Genomic DNA, 17,917 nt, shown 5'->3' with positions numbered 1-17,917 from the left:
CCTGCCAAACCCAGGCACTGCGTGACTTGCAGCCCCTCTGTTACACTGCCGACCTCTTTGCCTCGGCCGCCCGCAATGGATCGCACTCAACTGCACAGCCTGCTGCCCCATCAAGGCCCAGCTCTCTGGCTGGACGACCTGTTGGCGCATGACAGCCTGAGCATTCAGGGCCTGAGTGCCTGGCGCTATCTAGATGCCTTCGGCCCAGCGGCCTCGCCCTGCCTGCTGTTCGAGGCAGCGGCCCAGTTGTGCGCCGCGCATGGTGCCTTATACGGCGACAGCAATGCCATTGAAATGGCCCTGGTCGGCAAGCTCTCGCAGCTGCAGCTGCACCACGAGCCAGCTCAGCGCAGTGGCGCATTGCAGGTCAGTGCCCAGCAGGAGGCGCTAAGCCCGGCAGGTGCGCTGTATGCCTTCAGCATCCACAGCGACGAACATCTGCTGCTCGACGGCAAACTGCTGCTGGTGTTGATCCATGCTTGAGCTGCGCAATGTCGTCCACAGCTACCCAGGCACCAGCCGCGCGGCGCTGCAGGGTATCGACCTGCAGCTGCAGGCCGGCGAATGCCTGGGCCTGCTGGGCAGCAATGGCGCCGGCAAAACCACCTTACTGTCGCTGCTGAGCGGCGTGCTGGCGTTGCAGCAGGGTGAGCTGCGCTGGGAGGGCCAACCCAGGCTCGGCCTAGTGCCGCAACAGCTGGCCTTCTATGCCGGGCTCAAGGTGTGCGAGAACCTCGAACTGTTTGCCGACCTGTATCGCCTGCGCGGTGCCGAACGCCGGCAGCGCCTGCAGCAATGCATCGATATTTGTGCACTGGAAGACAAGCTGACGCGGCGCAGCGAGCAGCTGTCCGGCGGCGAACAGCGGCGGCTGAATTTCGCCATCGGCCTGCTGCAACCCGCTGATCTCTATTTATTCGATGAAGCTACCGTGGGCGTCGACGCCGCGAGTCGCCAACAGCTGCTGGCTGCCGTGGAGCAGCTGACCGCCGATGGTAAGGCGGTGATCTACACCAGCCACTATCTGGAAGAAGTCGAGCGGGTCGCCCAGCGCATTCTGCTGCTGCACGAAGGCCAGGTACGCCTGGATCTGGACAAACGTCAGTTGCTCGGTGACGACCACGGTCTGCTGCTGGAATGGCCGGACGCCATACCGGCAGGCCTTAACCAACTGCTCGCGAGCCTGCAACTGACGGGCGAAGTGCTACCCAAGGGCCTGCGTATCGCATCCCTGAATGGCCAACAGCTGCTGGCGATCACCGAATTTGTTACTGCGCAGGATGGCCTGCCCAACCTGCTGCGCTTCGGTCGCCCGTCGCTCGAGCAGTTCTACCTGCGCCTGAACGGAGGCCGGCTATGAGGCTCTGGGCGCTGGTACGCAAAGAAGTGCGGCTGCTGCTGCGCGACCCGCATGCGTTGGCCGTGCTGTTTATTATGCCGACGCTGTTTCTGCTGCTGATGGCCGGGGCAATGTCCAGCTATATGCAGGATAAGCCACCTGCGCTACGCCTGCTTATCGACGCACCACAGGGCGACGCCAGCCAGTTCTTCCGCGACGCTCTGCAGGCGCAACTGGCGGACAGTACGCTGCTCACAAACAGCGACGAACGTCTGGCCCGCGTGCGCCTGCCCGCAGACTTCGCTGACACGCTGCTGGACAGCCCACATCAAGGGCCGAGCCTGAGCTACCCGGCACAGTTCGACAAACTCTCGCGCCAGCGCCTGCAAAGCGCGGTGAGCATCGCCTTGGCGCAGACCCGGCTGCTGGCCTATCTGGAAGACAGCGGCGTAGTTGATGCCGAACTCAGCCGTGCTGAACGTTTGAAAGTGGTGCAGCAGCGCACCCAGAGCCAGATCAATGAACAGGAACAACTGGCCAGCGGCGACCTCAGCGGCCGCGCCAATGCCACTCAACTGAGCGTGCCGGCCTGGCTGATTTTCGGCATGTTCTTCGTCGTGCTGCCCATGGCCGGTGGCTTTCAGCGCGAACAACAAAGCGGCACCCTGCTGCGCCTGCGCTGCCTCGGGCTGAACCTTGGCACCCTGGTGTTGAGCAAACTGCTGCCGTACTTCGCCATCAACCTGCTGCAGTTCGCTCTGCTGCTGAGTATTGGCGTCTACGGCCTGCCACTGCTTGGTCTGCCGGCGCTTAGCCTGCCCGGTAGCGCCGTGGCGTATCCGCTGCTGGCCATCAGTGTGGCGCTTGCCACCTGCAGTTTGGGCCTGTTGCTCGCCGCGTTGGCGCGCAGCAGCGAACAGGCACTGCTGCTCGGCGGCGGCATCAATATCCTGCTGGCCGCAATTGGCGGGATCATGGTGCCGAAAAGTGTGATGCCGGCGGCCATGGCCCAACTGGCGGAAATCTCCCCCATGAGCTGGGCGCTGGACGCCTTCCTCACCCTGCTGGTGGGCCACGGCTCACTGGCCGACATCGCCCCCTACTGCGCGCGCCTGCTGCTGTTTGCAGCCGTATGCGGCATGGCTGGGCTGCTTCTGTTCACCCGACGAGTACAGCGCACGCAATGGACCACTCACTACTAGAACAACAACTCAAACAACTGCTGATTCGCGAGTGCGACAAGGAAGACGATATCGACTGGCAAAGCATCAGCGATGACGAGCCACTGTTCGGCGGCAAAAGCCGTATTGCCATGGACAGCCTGGATGCTCTGCAAGTATCCCTGGCGCTGCAGCAGCACTACGGTGTGCGCATTGAGGGTGCCAAGGACGGTCGACGCATCCTCGGCACTATCGCCAGCATCGCCGCCTACATCAGGCAGCAGCAGTGACCCCCATCTACCTGCAACGCGCCGCCCTGCACTGCGCCCTGGGTGATGACCTGCACCATGCCGCCCAGGCCCTACAACGCGGCCAGGCACCTCAGGGCGAGCCCTTCGTACTGCATGAAGTGCAGGAACCGCGCACGTACCTTTATGCAGCTAAAACTGGCGAAAGTCTGAGTGAGCGCCTGGATCGCCTGCTGGCTGAGACCCTCGGCGTCCCACCGCAAACACTCGACGACTGCCTGCTGATTGTCGCCAGCACCAGCCTGGATATCAGTGAGCTGGAAGCCCTGACCACCGAACGCCAGGGCTTTTGCCCAGATGACTCAACATCCCTCAACATGCTGGCCCACCAACTACGCCAGCGTTGGGGGTTTGCCGCTGCCTTTACCCTCAACACCGCCTGCACCAGCGCGGCTAATGGCCTGTTGTACGGCGCCCGCCTGATCAACGCAGGCCAGTATGCCCGCACCCTGGTGCTGAGTTTCGAGACACCCAGCGCTATCGCTATGCAGGGATTCGGCGCGCTGATGCTGACCAGCGCCAGCGGTAAATACCGCCCCTTCCACCCTGAACGCGATGGCCTTTTGCTGGGCGAAGCCTATGCCGCAGCGCTGCTCAGCCACGAACCCGGTGACGCACCGTTGGCGCGCCTGCTCGGTGGTTTCAGTGCGTGCGACACCAGCAGCCTGACCACCACCCGCGAAGATGGCAGCCATATCCACTGGGTCATGCAACAGGCGCTCAACAGTGCCGGCTGCTCGGCGGCGCAGATCAATCTGGTGAAACTGCACGGCACCGCCACCAGCGCCAACGATGAAGCCGAAAGCAACGGCATGCGCCGGCTGTATGGCGAACAGATGCCGGCCCTGAGCCTGCTTAAACCCTGGCTCGGCCACACCCTGGGGGCCTGCGGCCTGAGTGAAAGCCTGCTGTTGCTCAAAACCCTGCAGCTGGGCGCACTTCCAGCCGTGGACTACGCCAGCGAAGCCCTGCTGCCCTTTAGCGCAGAACCGCAAGCCTTGGCGGCCGACAGCCTGCTGCTGACCAACTTCTTCGGTTTTGGCGGCAATAATGCCAGCCTGGTTTTACAAGGCTGCGCTCAGGGAGATTTAGCATGCCGGTAATCGCTGCCTGTGAGATCCACGGCCTGGCCAGCATGGATGATAAACAGCTGAAGACCGCCCTCGGGCAGTGGCTCGACAGCCCGCCACGGCGTATCGACCGGCTGATTCTGCAATGCCTGCTGGCCGCCGCACCGCTGAAAAGCCATGTGCGCAGCAACTGCGGCCTGTACCTGGCTTCGGCGCACCCGGCGCGGGCCACCATGGGCGCGTTACTGGAGGCCGTGTGCGTGCAGCACAAGCAGCCCAAGCCTTTCGAGTTCGTGAACAGCGTGAGCAATGCCGCCGGATTTCATATCGCCCAACAGCTGAGCCTCGAGGGGCCAAACCTGTTTATCGGTGCTGGCGCACAGGTCTGGATGCAACTACAGGCCCTGGCCAATCTGGATTTGCAGGACGGCCTCATCGAGCAGGCGTTGCTGCTGGTCTGCGATGAGCACGGGGATTTCTGTGTGCAGGCGGTGCTGCTAGAAGGTGCAACTGCTGGCGCTTACGCCAACAGTTTTGCCGAGTTAAGTGCAGATACCGAAGTGCTGCGTATCAAGCTGTAAGGCGGATGACGCCGCGTTCATCCACCAGCGGCGTTGAACAGTGGATCGATACAGCGCGATCCACTCTAGCGCTTGCTCCAAGCCGCCAGCTCTTTCATCAACCCGCGTTCCTGCAGGGCAATGCCACGCAGACTCTCGGCGATGGGCGCGAAATTGGGCGTCTCGCCCTTGTTGCGGCTGGCGCGCACGCAAGCCGAGGCAAATTGACGCCACTGGTCGCCGATGGCGGTCAGCTGCGCCGAGGCCTCCTGCAGGTTGTTGTCGCCCAGCTTCTCGCCAGCCTCCTGCAAAAAGCTCGCATACATAAAGCGGAAACCCGCGCCGCCGGTGCCGATTTCTTCCTGCATACGCACAATATGGGTCAGGTACAGGCGGTTGTACTTGCTCTGCGCGGGATGGAGCTTGTCGATCTGCTTGGCCAGGTGCTGAATACCGCGAATACCGATCCACGGCAGCGGCATGCCATCGAGAATCCGTGTGGTGGACAGCACGCTCTGGCGGATCAGTTTGTTCCAGTCCTGCTCCAGCGGCACATCATCGAGCCAGTACATCAGCCCCTTGGCGGCCAGCGCCCCTTTGGCAAAACGCGCCTTCTGCAGGTCTTCGGCGGCGCAGCGCACGGGCGCTTCGAACACCGGATCGCTGATCAGGTAGTCATTGCCCTCGCGGCCATAGGCCAGCAGGTTGTGCGCATTGAAGTGAAAACGCATCTCCGGCGGGAAATACGGCAGCCAGAACACCGAACTCTGCAGCCCGGCCAGACGGCCACTGTCCAACGCTGCATCCAGCTCACGACGGCCCTGCTCGGGATCGCCGAAGGTGCGCGTGTGCAGCTTCGCCCCCAGGCGTTTGCTCAGGGTCTTGATCAGGTGTTTAGGCGGCATGCGGTAGGCAATCAGCGGCATGCCGCTGAGTTTGACGATCGGCAGGTAGGCAAACGCCAGGCCCGAGGCCAGACCGAACGCCATCGGCTCGCTCATCGGCAAACCGGCATGGGTCAACAGACTGGCCATCACCCCGCTTTCGCAGTGGGCGCTCTGTTGATGCTGAAAACTGCTCATGCCAAATCCTTTTGATAGGTGATCAGCTGCTCAACAGGCAGGCCGAAGGCGTCCGCATAACGCGCCAGGATGGCTGCCGACAGTGTCTTGTAAATCGCCGGGCGAAAGTGCCGCCGAATGCGCCACTGCCATAGCCCAGTAATCTGCGCCAACGCTGGCTCATCCAGGCGGTAGCGGTACATCAGGCACTTCAGCGGCGACAGCTCACCGCGCTGCCAGCCCGCCTCAGCCTCGGCTTCCTGCTCCTGCAGTTCGGCTACGGCCAGCTGAGTGGCAAAAGCTTCCGGCTCCCAGCCATCGCTCTGCGCGCCCTGGTAATGGCCGCTGGCATCCACGGCATAAACCAGCTTGCAATGGCCGCCGTAAGTGGAGCTGTGGTCCTGAGGAACCTCATCGAGCTTCATGTGTTGTCACCGTCCTGGCCAACCACTGTCAACTGCATAAAGGCGCTGGAGAAGCGCCCACTTTCCGGCACATAGCAGAGCAAACGCTGGCCGCTGCGCAGGCTACCTGAATTGAACAACTCATCAAGCATGATAAAGATCGACGCGGCGCCGGTATTGCCCTTGCGGGTCAGGTTGGTAAACCAGCGTTCCTGCGGGATTGGCAAGCCGGCATTGGCCAGGCCTACGGAGAGGCGCTCGCGAAAGAATTCGGAGGAGTAGTGCGGGAGGAAATAATCCACCGCATCGGCCTGCAGCTCGCGGCGCGCCATGATGCGCTTCAGCGTCTCTTCCACGGTGTATTTGACGATGTTGTCGTTCAGCAGTTTGACATCCTGCTTGATCGCCATCAGCGAGCGGCGGTTGCGCTCGCCGCCGTCATAGCGGCTCCAGCCCTGCAGCTGACCGTCGACCATCTCCGCGCCGGCGTACATGCACGGTGGCATCTGGTCGGCAAAGGAGAAGATGTCGATCCAGTCGATGCGCAAGCTCAGGCCTGTGCGGTTCGGCTGGCCTTGCAGCAGCACGGCACCCGCGCCATCGGAGAGCATCCAGCGTAGAAAGTCCTTCTCGAAGGCAATTTCCGGGTGGGTTTCCAGCTCGTCGAGGCGGCTCTCGTACTCGGCGTTGAAATTGCTCGCCTGCATCAGAGTCGACGCCACTTCCGAGCCGCAGGCTACGGCGTTGCGGCTTTCGCCATTGGCCACGCTCATCCAGGCGTATTTCAGCGCGGTCATGCCGCACAGGCAAATACCGGCGGTGGACACCACTTCGCACGGCGGATTGCCCAGCTCGCCTTGCACCATCACCGCATGGCCCGGCATGACCTGATCCGGCGAAGCGCTGCTGGCCACCAGGCAATCAAGGTCATCCAGCTGGAAATCGCCACCGAGCAGTCCCCGAATCGCCGCCGCACTGACCTGAGCATTGTTCATGCTCGGCGCGCCGGTCTGCGGGTCGATCACATAGTGACGCTGCACAATGCCATTGCTGCGCAAAATCAGCTTGCGCGCCCGCGAGGGTTTGCCGCCGACCAGGCCCAGGCGTGCTTCCATCTGCTCGTTGTCGACCGGCTCATGGGGCAGGAAGGCGCTGATGCGGTTGATATATACGGGTTGTACCACGGGACTTCCTCGGGTCACTTCACTCGCCAGACGGGCCGGCAAAGTAAGCCTTCTCACGCTGGGTGCGCTCTTTTAACAGCGGCGCCAACAATTTTTTAAGCAAGGCACTGAGCGGCACGACCGTGACAATCAGGCACAACAGAAAGACGATATACACCACCAGCCCGGCGCCACGCCGACGGCTCTGCTGCGGGCCTAAAGCGGCCAGCAAGCGGCTCCATAACTGGAAGCTGCGATTGCCGACCCTCTCACTGGCGATCAGCTTTTCATCTACTCGCACCGCACCAAGCCCGGTCAGCATGGGTTGCTCAATCGGCAGGCTGTCAGCCGTTAAGCGTTGCCTCATGGCCACGCCAAAGCGGCTGGTGGCGCTAATTTGCGCCTCATCGATACCGGCGCGCGGCACCCAGCTGTAGGGCTTCTGCCGTCCGGTAAACAGCCACAAGGGCGTTGCTAGAAAGCTCGCCGCTGTTCCGCAAGCGTCCGTCAGGGCGATATTGTCCACCAGCCGCGCGCCCAGTTCAGTGAGCTGCTTCTTGACCTTCTCTTGAGCCATCAGCCACATGTTGCGGCAGCCGATCAGCGTCACCACCGGCGTGTCCTTGAGCAGCTTCGCCGCCTCAGGGGAGGCCAGAAAAGCCGTCATCGGTTGCGAGGGCGACAAGAACCACACCTGATAGGCGAGGATCACCAGGTCATAACGCTTGTTCGCATCGACCGCCAACGGCAGCAATGGCTGCGGGCGCATCAACACGGTTTCCGGAAAAATCCGGAAAAAGCCGAGAAACGGCCAAGGAAACGGGTAAGGTTGCGCGGGTTGCAGCGTGAGAAAATCCAGCTGAATATCGCGGCATTGCTGTAAAGGTCCGCATACCGATTGTGCCAACCTGTCTAGCTGGCCGGTTTGCGAAAAATGAACGATCAAGACCTGACGCATCGCCAGCCACTTCCTGCGAAATGCCCGGATTATGCCACAGAGAATTCTTCAAACCGTAAAGAAGGCCGGCTATCAGACTGGCCTTTTGCTGCTACTGGTCAGCTCAGCGGCCCAGGCTGGCGACATCTTGGTCACAGTCGGCGGCATACAGGCCACAGGCCCCGTGTACGCAGCACTGGTGAGCGGCGAGCAAAACCGCTGGCCCGAACAACCACTGCGCCAGCAACGGAGTGACGAAGGCGAGCTGCGTTTGGATAGCGTGCCGCCCGGCCGCTACGCCATCCAGGTGTTCCAGGACAGCAATGGCAACGGCCTGCTCGACCAAGGCCGGCGGGGCATTCCACTTGAGCCGGTGGGTTTATCCAGCAACCCACCGCTGCTCAATGGCAAACCGACCCCAGCTGATAGCGTGTTTGAACACGGCACGGCGGACACTCAGTTGCATATCCGCCTGCAGAGCCCGAAAGCCAAGCAATAAGCGGCGCTTAACGCTGCAAGGCCATCTCGGCATCCGTCCGCCGCCAGATGAGTGCGCGAGTGTCGTAGCCACGGCTGCGCGCTTCCTCAAGCAGAGTGGCGCGACGTTGCGCACTGATGTCCTGATCGCGCGTCAGCAGCCAGAGGTACTCGCGATTGGGGTGCCCAACCAGCGCAGCCTGGTAATCGTCATCCAGGTACAGCACCCAATACTCGCCCTTGGTCAGCCCTGGCAGCAGGGTGCTGGCCCAGTTGTCGAAACGCACCCAGAGCTTATTGGTTTCGCCCGGCACCTGCGCCACGGCCTGACCTTGCACCTGCTGCACATCGCCGTCATACGTGCGGCAACGGTTGGTCACGCCAATCGCGCCATCATCCTGCAGCGTATAGATCGCTTCAGACTGCGCGCAGTTGCGCTGAAAGAACATCGGCAAACGCGCCTGCTCGTACCAAGTGCCTTGGTAACGCTGCAGGTCGACCTGCTCTACCGTCTTTGGCGGCACCACGCCCGTGCCGGAGTTGGCGCAACCCACCAACAACGCTGCTGCGGCCAACGCCGCCAGCAGGCGCATCACTTCAGCCCCTTGCCGGAGAACATCATGACCTTGTCGCCAGCGTACTGGACGCTGATAAAGCGCTGTTCATCGCCCCAGGTGCAGCTGGACATACCCAACGCGCCGGCGCATTCGCCGGGACTGCCCAGCAGGCTCTCAACCTCATCCTTGCTCATGCCCGCCTTGAGCTGGGTGTAATTGTCCTGATTGATCTTGTTGCAGGCGGCCAGCAGCAGGCAACCGGCGAGTAGTGCGACGACACGCAGAGACATGGGGAAACTCCTGAGGAAAGAACCAAGACCAGCTTGGCATAGCAATACCGAGCATGCCTGCTTGGATGCTAGAAGCGCGAGCCAGGTTCCAACAGAAAGGCAGATTCCTCGGCGCTGGAGGTACGCCCGAGAATCAGGTTGCGGTGGGGAAAGCGGCCAAAACGCGCGATTACTCGCTGATGACGCTCGGCAAAATCCAGATAACCGGCAAACAGCTGGCGTTCGGCCGTAACGGCTTGCTCGAGTAAAGCCTCAAACAGCTGCACCGCCTGATCCTGCAGCGCCAGCTCTTCGGCGTGCTCCAATACCAGGTAGGCAAATACCCGCTGGATTGGTGGCAGTTGCTGATCCCAGCCCTGGGCCAACCCGTGCAGAGCCAACGGTCGAGCCAGCAGATCCCCAGCAAAAGCGCGCGGGGTATCGCGAAAGATCATCCGTGGCAGCTGATCGAGCAACAGCAAGTTTGCCAGCCAGCCTTCAGGTTCGTGCTGCCAGTCTTGCAGCTGGTTACTCAGAGCTTGCTCAACCAGCCCACCAAACTGCTCGCGCGCCTGGTCATCCTGGCTGTCCTGCTTGCCGAACCACAGCGCGGTACGACTGGCAGCCACCTCGACAGCCGTAACGCCAGCGCCGCGGCCGGCCGCACCGAACCACCAGTCGAGTAACGGCTGCCAGGGCGCGCTCATCGCTTACTCGCGGTGATAGGCGCTGATGCGCAGCACTTCTTCCTTAGAACCCAGGAAGACGGCGACGCGCTGGTGCAGGGAAGTCGGCTGAATATCGAGAATGCGCTGGGAGCCGTTGGTGGCCACGCCGCCAGCCTGCTCGATGATCATCGACATCGGGTTGGCTTCGTACATCAGGCGCAGCTTGCCCGGCTTCTCTGGCTCACGGCTGTCGCGCGGATACATGAACACGCCGCCACGGGTGAGGATGCGATGCACGTCGGCCACCATCGAGGCAATCCAACGCATGTTGTAATTCTTGCCCAGCGGGCCTTCTTCGCCCGCCAGCAACTCGCTGACGTAGCGCTGCACCGGCGCCTCCCAGTGGCGCTGGTTGGACATGTTGATGGCGAATTCCTTGGTCGACTCCGGCACCTTGATGTTGTCGTGGGTCAGCACAAAGCTGCCCAGCTCACGGTCCAGGGTAAAGCCTTTAACGCCATCACCAAGGGTCAGCAGCAGCATGGTCTGCGGGCCATAGATCGCGTAACCAGCCGCCACCTGCTCGGTACCCGGCTGCAGGAAGGCTTCCTCACCGAGGTCGCCTTCATCACCATTGCGATCCGGGCAACGCAACACCGAGAAGATGGTGCCGACCGAAACGTTGACATCAATGTTGCTGGAGCCGTCCAGCGGATCGAAAACCAGCAGGTAAGCGCCTTTCGGGTACTTACCGGGAATCTGGTAGGCATTGTCCATTTCTTCGGACGCCATGCCAGCCAGGTGACCGCCCCACTCGTTGGCTTCCAACAGGATTTCGTTGGAAATCACGTCGAGTTTCTTCTGCACTTCGCCCTGCACGTTCTCGGTGCCCATGCTGCCCAACACGCCGCCCAGTGCACCCTTGGATACCTGATGGCTGATTTCCTTACAGGCCCGTGCGACCACTTCAATAAGGAAACGCAGATCGGCCGGGGTGTTGTTGCAACGGGTCTGCTCGATCAGGTAGCGGCTGAGGGTAACGCGGGACATGGATGGCTCCGGGAAGGAAGAAAAATCGCGCGCAGTTTACCCTTTTAGCGGGGAAAGCGCTTTAGCACTGGATGGAAGGAGTTGCCGGACCATCAGGCCAGACTGCAGACCCTATTGCGCCCCGCATGCTTGGCTTGATACAGCGCGTCATCGGCCACGTGCAGCAATTCATCGAGCACCAAGCCTTGCTCCGGCCACAGCGCCAGGCCGGCCGAAAGGGTCACATAGCGTGCGCCCCCCCGCGTTGGCAAGGGGTGTGCGGCCAAATCACGGCAGATGGTTTCTAGACGCGCGCGGGCTTCGTGGGCATCGGCACGCGGCAGGATCAGCAGGAACTCTTCGCCACCGATACGGAATACCGCGTCCGAGCTGCGCAGATTCTCCAGCAGGTGCTGGGCCACGCCCTTGAGCACGTCGTCGCCTTCGAGGTGGCCGTGCTCGTCGTTAAGCTGTTTGAAATGATCCAGGTCGATCAGCGCCAGAGAAATCGGCGTGCGCTCGCGCTGTGCAACGGCCAACTCGCGGGTAAAAAACTCATCCAGATAACGCCGGTTGTAAAGCCCGGTCAGCGGGTCACACAGCGCCTGTTCCTGCAGTTGCTCATGCAGGTTGGTGATGGTGCGCAGGCGCTCCTCGCTGAGGGCCAGGGCTTCGGCCAGCTTTAACTCACTGAGGTGGCGCTGAGTAACATCACGCAGGTAGAGCATCTGCCCGAGCACCACGGTGCCGCGATGTGTCACCCGCTCGATGGCGCGAATACGCACTTCGAAATACCGCGCCGAGTTGGCCAGGGTCAACAAGCGGTCATGCTCACCTTGATCCTGCTGACTGAGCAGCTGCTGCAAATCTGCCCCGAGAATCGGCCAATCCTCCAATTGCCGGCCCTGCCAGCCACTGCGCAGATTGGCGAGTTTCAAGGCGGCTGGATTGGCCTCGATCACGCGCAATTGCGCATCAACCGCCAGCACCGGATCGAGCAAGGCATCCAACAGGAGGTGGCGGGCCACCGGCAGTAGGTCAAACAACCTTACGCCAACGATCAGCCAGGCAAACGCCACCAGGGTAAAGGCGAAACTGAAGGGCGTCGGATCGAAGCCAAAGAGCATCCAGCCAAACACCACATAACTGATATTGGCAACCCAGGGCACCGCCGTGACGAACACAAACGCCAGGTAATGACGGCGATGCACGCCATAACTGACGATGGCCGCGCGCAACACCACACCCATGCAGAAGGTCATAAACAGGTAAACGTAAGCAGCGGCAGCGTAGAACAGCGGCCCGTGCTGATAGCGAATCGGCGCGCCTGGTTCATCGCTCAGTGGCGCCGTACCCGCGCCGTAGAACAGGCCGTGCCAGGGGTTGCTCAGGGCCATCAGCCAGATCAGCACCGGCACCACGGCCAACCCCAGGGTGCTACGCAGCGGCAGCGGTTGACGCACGCTGTTGACGTATTGCCAGAGGAAAATGGCCCAGAAGGTGGGCACCACCAGAATGCCCGGCCAGGCCATGGTGGCCCAGAACACTTTGCACTGTGGGCCTTGCGCAGCCATTTCCAGGCTGGCGGCAATCATCCACCAGAGGCTCGCCAAGTGCAGCACGATAAAGCTCTCGCGCCCCGGGAAATAGCGCTGCCGCGTGACCCAGCGGGCCAGCAAGAGCACCCCGATGCAGACCAGACCGGTGAGAATGACCGGGGCACTGAGCGCCCAGCCAGAATTACCGCAGGCATTCATCGGGTAGGTTCTGCCGAAAGAAGCAGCTGAGCGAATCGGTCAGAGCGAACGCGAAAACGCACAGGCGCGCCCACAAAACGGGGCAAAGTCGAGATACGCAAGGGCCTTCCTGACCTCAAACGCTAATCAATTTAAGGTGCCAACCATACTGCAAAAATCGTTAGCCAGCTGGCCTTTATTTCACCAACAGTCGCTATTCAGCGCTCGGCCGGCGCAACAGGCTGACCGCCATCAGCGCCAATAAGCCCACCCCAATTAGCAGCACCAGCCACAAACCCCAGCGTTTCCAGTCACTCTCACCCGCTGCGGCCTGCTCTTGCTGCGCCAGATTCTCAGCCTGCAACTGCGCCTCAGCGATGCCCAGCTGTTGTAGGCGCTCTGGTTCATAACCCGGAATCAGAGTGGTCAGCGGCAAGGCCGCCGACTGCGCTCCCGCTCGCCCCAACGCCAGCCGATAAGGCGGGCTGCCACGTTGGAGGAACACCAGCTGGGTGGCGCGCACCGCCACCTTTATCTGTGGCGGCTCGACACCCAAACCGCCGCCCCGCTCATCCACCTGTAAACGCAGCTGCTGTACCGGCCAGCCCGGCAAGAGCAATTCGTCCTGACGGATTTCCGCACCATTTTCCGGCAACCGGTACAGCAGGCCCTGCGCCAGTGATTGCCAAGCGCCCTTGGCTTCATGGCGACCACTGACGCGAATCGGCGCCAGGCTATTGGCCTGACTGAGTTCGACATGCAGACGCTCCAGGGGCAAGGCCAAGGGCAACTGCCACTGGTATTCGCCATCCGGGCTGCGCGTTGCTGCCAGCGGCTGTGACCACACCAGCGGCGCGGGCACGCTGTCACTGCGTTGACTGAGCAGACTCGCGGCCGTCAGCTGCGGCGCCTGTTGCGGGCTTTGCCAGAGCAGACGCACATAGCGCGCCTTAAGCCCTGGCAGCTCGACCTGGCGCTGCTCGACACGCTCACCATCAAACGACAGGCGCGCCAGCTGGCCACTGCCCCAGGACTGCCAGTCTTGCAGGTCATCACTGGCCTCGATGCTGAAGCGCTGAAAACCGTCCTGAGCGCCGCTCCAATCCAGCTGCAAGCGCACCAGCGGCTCGTCCATTGCGCTGGCATCCAGCAGCCAGCCGCGCAGCAGAGCCGGCTTGGCGGCTGCATCTGGCTCATCAAGCAGCTCGATCAAGGTGCCGCTGGTACTGCGCTGTACCCGCAAACTTGGCGAGGCCGCGTTGTCGCCCTGTTCGGCGTACAGCGGAAACCACTTCACCGCCTGCTCCTGCTGGCTGTCGCGCGACTCGCCCTGCCCTGCCACCAAGGCGTAAGCCAGTGCTTGGGCTTCGGCGTTAAACACCCGCAGATCACGCAAATCGCCATAGCGCGCAGCGAAATGCAGTGCCATCGGCACATCCAGGCGATACCAGGGGCCTTCGCCACTGAGGCTCAGCGGTAATTGCACGGCATAGTCGCCTGGCTGCTCCTTCGCCAAGGCTGACGCGCTGCACAGCAGGCTGAGCAAAATAGTGCTGATTAAACGACTGATCATGCTGGCTCCTGCGGCTGATCCGCATCCGCTTTGCGTGCTGGCAAGGGCGCAAAATAGCCCACCACCAACAGCAATACACCCACCCCGATAAACGACACGATGCGCTCCAGGCCACCGCGATTACCCAGCTCGACGAAGAACAGCTTGGCCACCACCAGCGCGATCAGCGCCGCGCCAATCAGCCACAGCTCGCGACGGCCAAGGCGATTGCCGAGGACCATCAACGGCAGCGCGATCAGCGTCCAGACAATCGACAGCCCCGCCTGCACCAGCATCGAATCAAGCAGCGCATCCAGTTGATAAGGCACACCGCCCCAATGATGTGCGGTGCGCATCACCATGGCAGTCAGCAACGCGAACAGCGAGGCGCCGGCCACGCCCTGAGTCAGCCACTGACTGCGCAGACTCTCGACACCCAGCTCGGCCAGGCCCAGGCGCGCCCAGGCGAATACCGCGCCAAGGGCAAACAGCAAACCCAGTTCCAGCGGGTTGAGCAGCGGCAGATAGGCCAGCGGTTCAGCCTCCCCAGCGCTGACGACATTGGCCAGCCAGAACCAGCCGAGCATCAGCAGCGCCAACGGCGCCGACGCCAACACGCGGTATTCGCGCGGGTAAGCGGCCACCGGCCAAGGCCAGCGACGCGGCAGCGCCATCAGCCAGAGGTAGGCACTCGGCAGCAGCGCCCAACCCAGCCAACGCCAGGCGTTGTAATACTCCGACAGCGCCAACAGCAGGTAACGCAGCTCCAGCGCCAGCACGCCCAGCAGCAACCAGCAGCCGAGTACATGGGCAGCGCTCAGCGCCCCCGCCGGCAACTGCGCAGCCAAGCGTCGCAGGGCCCAGAAGTGCACAGCAAACAGCAGCGCCCAGGCCAGCCAGCCGAACTGCGCTGCCGGATGGTAATGCAGGTGCCAGGCGTGCAGCAGCACCACGCCGGCCAGCGGTGTCAGCAGGCCGCACAGCAGCGCAAGTTCGGCCCAGCGCGTGCGCGGGGCGAGAAATGCCGCCAGGGCGACGCTGGCTGCCAGCACCGCCAGCAAAGCACTGGCCTGCCACTCCGGCGCAACAAATCGCACCACTTCGCTGCTTAGCGCCAACGCCCACCAGGCCGCACCCCACACCAGCAGCAACTGCGCCAGGCCCAGCAAACTGAAATTGCCAAGAGCGCTGGGCGCCTCGCGCCGCGCCAGTTGCTGCAAGCGCCAGGCGCCGACCAACGCAGCGACACCGAGCACCAGCGGCGTCCAGAAATCCATATGCGCCAGTGGGCGAATGCCCTCGGCCGATAGCTGGCCGAACAGCAGCGGGCTGACTGCAAGGAACACCAGTCCCGCCAGCACCTGCAACAGCAGACCGAAGATAAAGCTGGCGCGCTGCTGCAGATGCAAACTGAGCCAGATGATCAGCAGCCCGCTACCGCCCCACACCGCGCTCGCCGTGGCCCAGGGTAGGACGAACAGCACCGCCAGATTTAGGAACACCAGACCCACCAGCAGCACCACGGATAGCCCGCGCAGCAGACGACGGTCGTTACCCACCTGCGGATCACGCGCGGCCAGCAGCATGCCTGCGATCAGGCCGAAACCGATCAAGGACGAAGTCAGCAAGCCCTGCCAACCAGCAGAGAAGCCGCCCATGCCGGTGGCCGCATTGCCGGCCATGTCCAGCATAAACACCACACCACCTAGCAATTGCACGGCAAAGGCGCTGAACAGAAAGCTCCGTGCCTGAATACGCAAGCCCAGCCACAGCGTCAGCAAGCCGGCCAGCGCCCAGCTGATCGCCGTGCCCTGGGCGGCAAACAGCAGTGGTGCAAGCAGATAGAGAAAGGCCAGCCCGGCGCAGGCCAGTACCGGCAATCCGCGCACCTCCCAGCTGCTGGCGTATTGCGTGTTCTGGCGCAGCTGCCAGTAGCTGAACAGCAAAGCCACGCCGAGCATCAACGCACCCAGCGGCGCACCGTCCAGCAGCGTCAGTTCACCGCCACGTAAGCCGATGACGAACGCCAGCGCCGCGCCCATCTGCAGCAGCAGGGCGAATGCCCGTGCCAGGCTGCGTTGCTGGCGCAGGCCGAGCCAGAAGATGCCCGCGCCTTCCACCGCCCAGGCGGCCGAAGTCCAGCGCGCATCAAGGCCCAAGGGAATCGCCAAACTGCCGAATACCACGCCCAACGCGAGGCAGGTTTCCACCAGCAACACGGCACGATCACCGCTGCGACCGACCAGCAGCCGCGCCAGCACTAAATAGAAAAGCCCAAGCGCCAACGCACTGAACGCTGCGGCAAACTCGATGTGCTGCACCAGGGCGAACTGCAGACCAAAGCCCACCAGCGGCGGGCCGAACAGCACGGTGGCGTCGATGTAGTCGCCTTTACGTGCCGCCCAGCGCAGCAGTTCATCAGGGTTCTCGGGCGCATCCAGGGCTTCACGCAGCTTGCGCCGGGCAAACAGCAGGCCGATGGCCACATACATCAGGAAGAACAGAATCAGGAACGGCTCAGTGCTCCACAGCAGCTCTGGCTTATAGGAGCGGATGCCCCAGGCGAAGCCGATGCCGAAGGTGCCGACAAAGCCGATCAGGTTGAGCAGCCGCCAGGCCTTGAACCAGGCAATGGCAAAGATCCCGGCATTGAGCAGGGCGAAATAGCTGAACAGCGCCACATGGTTGCCGCTGCCGGTGCTGGTCAGGATCGGCGCGGCGAAACCGCCCAGAGCCGCTGCAGCCGCAAGGCCCAGGGCATCCTGTTTGAGCGCCAGAATCGCCGAAAAAACCGTGACCAGCACCAGCAGACCCAGCGCCACGCCAGGATCCAACAGCGGGTGTAAGCGCATCGCGGCAAACACCGTCAGATACAGCACGGCAACGCCGGTGCCTTGCAGCATCAGGGCATAGTTTGGGTTACGCAGACGCAACCACCAACCGAGGCCGAGCAAGGCCACCGCACTGGCGGCGACACTGGCGTAGCGAAATTCCACCGGCACCACCACACCTTCGGTGGCGTAGCGCAGCAGGAAGGCCAGGCCGAGAAACAACAGCACCACACCGACGCGCAGCACCGTATTGCCGCCCAGCAGCCAGTCCTTCGCCGCAGTAAAGCCTCGCTCCAGCAGCGTTGGCTGACGCGGTTCGACAGGTTTCCATGGCTTAGCGGGAGGCGGCTTGATCGGCGCGGCGGCCAGTTCGGCCGTAGCCTGCATGGGTGCGACAGGCTCAGGAGCAGGCTCGGGCAGGACAAAATCCAGGGTCCAATCCAGTTCAGGCTGGGCCGCTTGGGCACTGCCGATAGGTTCAGGTGCAGGCTCGGCAACGGAGCTGATCGGTTCCGAAACAGGCGGTGCCTCGGCAGCTGGCGTGGCAGCCTGCTCCAACTTGAGCAAGCGCTCATACAGCGCCGCAGTACCTTGCTCGAAGCGCTGCGAAAACGCCTTGAGCTGCGCTGTCAGCGCAGCATTCTCGCGCGCCAAACCCTGCAGTTTGAGCGCCTGGCCAAGGCCCAAACCTATCAGAGCGCCCAGCAGTGACGCCGTCAGCGTCTCATCCGCCAACGCCCCGAGCACCAACCCCACCAGCATGAAGATCCATTGCATGCAGCGCGTTCCTATATCA

Annotated in this window: 18 protein-coding genes; 7 read left to right on the top strand and 11 right to left on the bottom strand. The window is 62.4% G+C overall.

Going from position 1 to position 17,917, the window contains the following annotated elements:
* Positions 1 to 75 precede the first annotated feature (75 nt).
* The 6 genes from BLO50_RS16420 to BLO50_RS16395 are packed head-to-tail and all read left to right on the top strand — an operon-like array spanning position 76 to position 4,458.
* Complete coding sequence (locus tag BLO50_RS16420; protein WP_090254872.1) at positions 76 to 483, top strand: hotdog family protein; 408 nt, start codon at positions 76 to 78, stop codon at positions 481 to 483.
* On the top strand, positions 476 to 1,360 hold the full coding sequence (locus BLO50_RS16415) for an ABC transporter ATP-binding protein (protein WP_090254870.1): 885 nt from the start codon (positions 476 to 478) through the stop codon (positions 1,358 to 1,360). Before BLO50_RS16420 ends, BLO50_RS16415 begins: the two co-directional genes overlap by 8 nt.
* A complete protein-coding gene (locus tag BLO50_RS16410) occupies positions 1,357 to 2,541 on the top strand; it encodes an ABC transporter permease (RefSeq protein WP_090254868.1) in 1,185 nt (394 codons plus the stop codon). Before BLO50_RS16415 ends, BLO50_RS16410 begins: the two co-directional genes overlap by 4 nt.
* Positions 2,523 to 2,789 (top strand): acyl carrier protein, encoded by a 267-nt coding sequence (locus BLO50_RS16405; protein WP_090254866.1) that lies wholly within the window; start codon positions 2,523 to 2,525, stop codon positions 2,787 to 2,789. Before BLO50_RS16410 ends, BLO50_RS16405 begins: the two co-directional genes overlap by 19 nt.
* Positions 2,786 to 3,910 (top strand): beta-ketoacyl synthase N-terminal-like domain-containing protein, encoded by a 1,125-nt coding sequence (locus tag BLO50_RS16400; RefSeq protein ID WP_090254864.1) that lies wholly within the window; start codon positions 2,786 to 2,788, stop codon positions 3,908 to 3,910. The genes BLO50_RS16405 and BLO50_RS16400 overlap by 4 nt, the downstream gene beginning before the upstream one ends.
* Positions 3,901 to 4,458 carry a hypothetical protein gene (locus tag BLO50_RS16395; protein WP_090254862.1) on the top strand — a complete coding sequence of 186 codons (558 nt, stop codon included), beginning with the start codon at positions 3,901 to 3,903 and terminating at the stop codon, positions 4,456 to 4,458. The genes BLO50_RS16400 and BLO50_RS16395 overlap by 10 nt, the downstream gene beginning before the upstream one ends.
* A 65-nt stretch (positions 4,459 to 4,523) precedes the next feature.
* Here BLO50_RS16395 and darH read toward each other — a convergent pair whose 3' ends face one another.
* Genes darH through BLO50_RS16375 form a run of 4 tightly spaced genes read right to left on the bottom strand, consistent with a single transcriptional unit; the run spans position 4,524 to position 8,023 of the window.
* On the bottom strand, positions 4,524 to 5,519 hold the full coding sequence (gene darH / locus BLO50_RS16390) for a BtrH-related acyltransferase DarH (protein WP_090254859.1): 996 nt from the start codon (positions 5,517 to 5,519) through the stop codon (positions 4,524 to 4,526).
* A complete protein-coding gene (locus tag BLO50_RS16385) occupies positions 5,516 to 5,923 on the bottom strand; it encodes a DarG family dialkylresorcinol biosynthesis protein (RefSeq protein ID WP_090254857.1) in 408 nt (135 codons plus the stop codon). The genes darH and BLO50_RS16385 overlap by 4 nt, the downstream gene beginning before the upstream one ends.
* Positions 5,920 to 7,086: a beta-ketoacyl-ACP synthase III gene (locus BLO50_RS16380; protein WP_090254855.1), complete on the bottom strand. Its 1,167-nt coding sequence runs from the start codon at positions 7,084 to 7,086 to the stop codon at positions 5,920 to 5,922. Before BLO50_RS16380 ends, BLO50_RS16385 begins: the two co-directional genes overlap by 4 nt.
* 19 nt (positions 7,087 to 7,105) lie before the next feature.
* On the bottom strand, positions 7,106 to 8,023 hold the full coding sequence (locus BLO50_RS16375; RefSeq protein ID WP_090254853.1) for a hypothetical protein: 918 nt from the start codon (positions 8,021 to 8,023) through the stop codon (positions 7,106 to 7,108).
* An 85-nt stretch (positions 8,024 to 8,108) separates the two neighbouring features.
* Between BLO50_RS16375 and BLO50_RS16370 the strand changes: the two genes are divergently transcribed.
* Positions 8,109 to 8,501 carry a DUF2141 domain-containing protein gene (locus BLO50_RS16370; protein WP_425262273.1) on the top strand — a complete coding sequence of 131 codons (393 nt, stop codon included), beginning with the start codon at positions 8,109 to 8,111 and terminating at the stop codon, positions 8,499 to 8,501.
* Between the two features lie 7 nt (positions 8,502 to 8,508).
* On the opposite strand, the gene BLO50_RS16365 is transcribed toward BLO50_RS16370, so the two are convergent.
* From BLO50_RS16365 to BLO50_RS16335, 7 genes are all read right to left on the bottom strand, one after another.
* Positions 8,509 to 9,072 carry a lipocalin family protein gene (locus BLO50_RS16365; RefSeq protein WP_169852806.1) on the bottom strand — a complete coding sequence of 188 codons (564 nt, stop codon included), beginning with the start codon at positions 9,070 to 9,072 and terminating at the stop codon, positions 8,509 to 8,511.
* The gene (gene bamE, locus BLO50_RS16360) at positions 9,072 to 9,326 is read right to left on the bottom strand and encodes an outer membrane protein assembly factor BamE domain-containing protein (protein WP_090254847.1); all 255 of its coding nucleotides are present in this window, start codon (positions 9,324 to 9,326) and stop codon (positions 9,072 to 9,074) included. Before bamE ends, BLO50_RS16365 begins: the two co-directional genes overlap by 1 nt.
* 68 nt (positions 9,327 to 9,394) lie before the next feature.
* Positions 9,395 to 10,012: a DUF924 family protein gene (locus BLO50_RS16355; protein WP_090254845.1), complete on the bottom strand. Its 618-nt coding sequence runs from the start codon at positions 10,010 to 10,012 to the stop codon at positions 9,395 to 9,397.
* A gap of 3 nt (positions 10,013 to 10,015) precedes the next feature.
* Entirely contained in the window at positions 10,016 to 11,023 is a 1,008-nt protein-coding gene (locus BLO50_RS16350) for a class 1 fructose-bisphosphatase (protein WP_090254843.1), read from the bottom strand.
* Between the two features lie 92 nt (positions 11,024 to 11,115).
* Complete coding sequence (locus BLO50_RS16345) at positions 11,116 to 12,759, bottom strand: histidine kinase N-terminal 7TM domain-containing diguanylate cyclase (RefSeq protein WP_090254841.1); 1,644 nt, start codon at positions 12,757 to 12,759, stop codon at positions 11,116 to 11,118.
* Between the two features lie 193 nt (positions 12,760 to 12,952).
* Positions 12,953 to 14,311 carry a DUF3999 domain-containing protein gene (locus BLO50_RS16340; RefSeq protein WP_090254839.1) on the bottom strand — a complete coding sequence of 453 codons (1,359 nt, stop codon included), beginning with the start codon at positions 14,309 to 14,311 and terminating at the stop codon, positions 12,953 to 12,955.
* On the bottom strand, positions 14,308 to 17,898 hold the full coding sequence (locus BLO50_RS16335) for a DUF2339 domain-containing protein (protein WP_090254836.1): 3,591 nt from the start codon (positions 17,896 to 17,898) through the stop codon (positions 14,308 to 14,310). Before BLO50_RS16335 ends, BLO50_RS16340 begins: the two co-directional genes overlap by 4 nt.
* Positions 17,899 to 17,917: the final 19 nt, after the last annotated feature.

The organism is Pseudomonas peli, from assembly GCF_900099645.1.
GTDB lineage: Bacteria > Pseudomonadota > Gammaproteobacteria > Pseudomonadales > Pseudomonadaceae > Aquipseudomonas > Aquipseudomonas peli.
This window is presented reverse-complemented; position numbering and strand designations above follow the sequence as displayed.